The organism is Parabacteroides sp. AF14-59, from assembly GCF_003479515.1.
Classification (GTDB): Bacteria; Bacteroidota; Bacteroidia; order Bacteroidales; family Tannerellaceae; genus Parabacteroides; species Parabacteroides faecis.
Genome location: NZ_QUHH01000050.1, coordinates 2,509 through 6,544 on the forward strand (window position 1 = coordinate 2,509; position 4,036 = coordinate 6,544).

Sequence of the window (4,036 nt, forward strand, 5' to 3'; positions counted from 1 at the left end):
AATCCGGTACACAACACGGCGGTGAAAGACCTATATCTGAAACAGATCACCGGCAAAGACAATCCGAACAAAAATATCCCAAAAACAACAGCCGAAGCAACACAGACAGAAATCGACTTCGGTACTTTAGGAAAATCGGAAGTAAAGGAAACAACCATAGAAGTAAGAAACATTGGGGACAATCCCCTTGTGATAGTGGACGTAAGTACCACTTGCGGCTGCACGGCAGCCACTTATGACAAACGCCCCGCAAACCCCGGAGAATCTCTTCGGGTAGGAATTAAGATGACACCGAAAGATACTGGATTTTTCGATGAAGTCGTTACAATCAAGTACAACAGTATTAACAATCGACCTGTCAAAGTAAAGATAAAGGGGAAAGTTCGGTGATCGAACAAATGGGAGTTTGCTGCATCCCGCACGAATGTTCAAGCAAACTCCCGGAGACCCCGAAAAGGAGGTGTATGATGGTAATATAACCGGCAAAACAGAATGCTACAGGTAACATTCGACTATCTAATCCGAATAGAGTAGGCAAAGATAGAAAATAGCCTGATTAAATAATAATTAAAATAAACAATTAAACAGATACGAATATGAAAAAGTTATTTGGTATCATTGCTATAGCTGCGATAGCTGCTACAGCAGGCTGGAATTTTTGCCAGAGTCAAGATGATATGGAATTATCAGACTTGGCACTGGCTAATGTAGAAGCATTGGCTAGAGGTGAAAGCGGATGTCCAAATGGATGTGTAGAAAATGGTGATGGCTGCTTCTGTAACATGTGGCATCCAGTTTATGCAGAGTACAAGAAATAAACTAAAAAGCAGGATGTATCAAAAGCTATTAGCGACCATAAATGAACAGACTACACAGATGCTCATAGATTTTTATATTAATAATCATATGGTCTACGAAACACTGTAATCTGTCTGCGGTCCTTAATATCGTTTTTTGATACATTCTTTTTTTACTCTTTTGAAATAGAATAGCTATTAAAATTATGAACAAATTATTATATTTTTTAATTGTCATTATTAGCTGGAGTTGTACACAAAATTCTCCTACAGAAAAGTTTCAACACAAGCGAAATAATATCATGAATATTCATGATAAAATAGAAGAAATACAGATGGAAGATATTCTAATCAGTAATATTTCTCGAATTCACTTGATCAAAGATTACTTAGTTATTGGTGATTACAAAGCTCCGGATAAACTTATAAATATATTTGACAAAAAGACTTTCAAATATATAACAAGTTCTACATATCAAGGATTAGGTCCTGGAGAAATTGCAAACATGGGTTATATTGGAGTAGATGAAGATAAAAACAAGCTTTTTGTCTCTGATCATGGAAAACAAAAAATATTTTATTATGACTTGGATAGTATCCTCAAAAATCCAGATTATGAACCTAAAGAGAAAATAAATATGAATGGAAGTCTATTCCCTGATAAATATCAGTATATAAATGATACACTTTCAATTTCATTAATCATAGAACCGACGGGAAGTTCAGGTTATAATCAATCTGTTGCTAAGTGGAATATGAGTACAGGAGAGATTATTCCCATGAAATATGAACATCCAAATATAACTCAAAAAAGAATTAACATTGCAGCTAATTCAGAAATAAATAATTATGTAGAATGTTACTCTTTTTATGATTTAATGACAATTTGTGATTTAGACGGCAATTTAAAGTTTAATATATATGGTCCAAACTGGAAGACAGAAAAAAGTAAAAAACAATATTATGGTAAAGTTATTTATTGTAAAAACAACATATTAGCTTTGTATTCTGGAGAAAATAATTTTGTTGTAACAAAAGATAAAGGTATAAAATCAAATCATCCAACCCAAATCATTATATTTGATAAAAATGGTGATTATATTCAAACATTAGAAACCGGATATCAAATAATTGATTTCTGTTATGATAAAGATAACAACAGGATTATCATGGTATTCAATGACAATATTCAATTTGGTTATTTAGACCTTAATGGCATTATATAAAAATCAATCACTTAAAAAATAAATATATAAAACGCACATTTATTAACATTTCAGTTTTAGCTGGAATTTCAATCGTTATTGGTTCAAATTTAAACAAAAATGAAACAAAAGTAGAGCTTTCAGAGTTAACTTTAGCCAATATAGAAGCTTTAGCTCATGATGAAAGCGGTGAAGGAGACTGTTTAACTGAATCTGGTAGCGGTTGTTGGAATGGTTATCGATATTATCCCTATTATAAGGAAAAAACAGATTAATAACAATGATTTATAAAGAATATATGCTTTCATTATTATATCTACATTTTTCTGCCTAAAGGAAAAAGTAGATATTGCAATTTAACACTTGAAAATACAGAAGCATTAGTATCTAGTGAAAAAAATATTCATATCAGGAATCAGCATATTATTATTAATAGCTTGTACTTCTCCTGTCGACAAACGGCTGGAGAAGGCTTTTTTGTGTGCCGGTGATAACCGAAACGAACTAGAAAAAGTACTAACTTTCTACCAAAACGATTCGGTAAAACTAGCTGCCGCCCGATTCCTGATAATGAATATGCCTTATCATTTTTCACAAGAAGAATACTATCTATCCCCAAAGGGAGAAAAATACAGACCGGATATCAGCAGGTTCAGTGATCATAAAGCAGTTGAATCACACTGTGACTCTCTTACCAGACATGGCTACAGAATAAACAGGAAGAAGGTACACGATATTTCATCCCTAGATAGCAGTTTCCTTATCAATAATATTGAATTAGCGTTTGAAGTGTGGCAAAAGCCTTGGGCTCAAAATATTTCGTTTGATGATTTCTGTAAGTATATTCTCCCTTACCGGGCACGAACGGAAATACCTTCAAACCTCAGAAAAGAAATGATGGAACGATTTATGCCTGTTCTCGACTCGGCGAAGGTACAAACGCCTTTAGAGGCATGTATAACTTTACAAAAGTACCTAAAAGAGATTATCAAATACAAAAATACGGGACTTTCTCTATATCCTACTATAGATGAAACATATCGTTCCGGTATAGGGATATGCGATGGTTTATGCAATTTAGGAATTTTCATCATGAGAGCAGTCGGCATCCCTGTGACCATAGATCAAACCATTTGGACTAAAATGGATCTAGGACATGTATGGTGTGTTGTTTTGGATAATGGAAAGTTTTACAGTTTTGATCCAGAGGGTACACAACCAATCTTACATGCTCTGGATTTTTCCAGAAAACGTAATCTGCGGCCAGCGAAAGTGTATCGTAATCGTTTTGACCCAGATCTTACTCTAGTCAATACAAATGACGACGGATATGTAACTTACCTGAAAAGTCCTCTAATATATGATGTTACCGATAAATATCTGGATAAGACGACTCCCATACAAGTATCAGTTGACAAAGAAAAGCGAAAGATGGGAAAATCCAATCAAGTCTACTTATGTATTCATAACTATTATGCATGGCAACCAATCGCTATCGGTTACCGAGACGAGAATGTCTGTCATTTCGATCGGGTTGTCGGAGATAACTTATGGTGGCCGATTCGCCTGATGGGAATGGACTGCGCTTTATTACTGTCCCTTTTTATGCAGACAGAGAGGGTAACATCCGCAAATTCATTCCTCAAAAAGAGAATATGCAGGTCTTTACATTTGATAAACGCAGAAATAAACTGGATCAGGAACATACGTTGCATTACTGGGAGCCGGACAAAGACAAATTCGTTCCATTGCAATATGCCAGCGAAACAGATACCACACAAACGTATAAGCAGATACCGCGAAAAACCCTGTTGTGGTACACGATTCCGGAAAGAATTGTTAACCAACGCTTATTATTTATCGAAAACGACAGTTTGAAAAGATATTAATCTTATGAAGAAGAAAATACATATACACAAACTTATTGACAAAGTAATCAACATAGTTTTCTGGCTATGTATGATAGTTGCTTTGTGGTTTTTTGTACAGGTATTCGTGTTTGCTTCTTTCAAAATTCCCAGCGATTCGATGGAG

General features: G+C 34.6%; 6 protein-coding genes and 1 pseudogene. All 7 read left to right on the top strand.

All coding sequences use genetic code 11. The features are described from left to right. Positions 1–390: DUF1573 domain-containing protein (locus tag DWW23_RS26880; protein WP_233564465.1), on the top strand; the 390-nt coding region annotated here is incomplete at its 5' end. A gap of 206 nt (positions 391–596) precedes the next feature. Continuing rightward, positions 597–818 (top strand): NVEALA domain-containing protein, encoded by a 222-nt coding sequence (locus DWW23_RS26155; protein ID WP_122357384.1) that lies wholly within the window; start codon positions 597–599, stop codon positions 816–818. Between the two features lie 185 nt (positions 819–1,003). Next, positions 1,004–2,023, top strand: coding sequence for a 6-bladed beta-propeller (locus DWW23_RS26160; protein WP_122357385.1), 1,020 nt, complete (start codon positions 1,004–1,006; stop codon positions 2,021–2,023). Positions 2,024–2,070: 47 nt separating this feature from the next. Then, positions 2,071–2,277, top strand: coding sequence for an NVEALA domain-containing protein (locus DWW23_RS27095; RefSeq protein WP_370449344.1), 207 nt, complete (start codon positions 2,071–2,073; stop codon positions 2,275–2,277). A 634-nt stretch (positions 2,278–2,911) separates the two neighbouring features. After that, positions 2,912–3,148 (top strand): annotated as a pseudogene (locus tag DWW23_RS26885) (transglutaminase domain-containing protein); the annotation flags it as partial. Positions 3,149–3,362: 214 nt separating this feature from the next. Continuing rightward, positions 3,363–3,572: a hypothetical protein gene (locus DWW23_RS26890; protein ID WP_233564466.1), complete on the top strand. Its 210-nt coding sequence runs from the start codon at positions 3,363–3,365 to the stop codon at positions 3,570–3,572. Beyond that, the gene (locus DWW23_RS26895) at positions 3,553–3,891 is read left to right on the top strand and encodes a hypothetical protein (RefSeq protein WP_233564467.1); all 339 of its coding nucleotides are present in this window, start codon (positions 3,553–3,555) and stop codon (positions 3,889–3,891) included. Before DWW23_RS26890 ends, DWW23_RS26895 begins: the two co-directional genes overlap by 20 nt. Positions 3,892–4,036 lie beyond the last annotated feature (145 nt).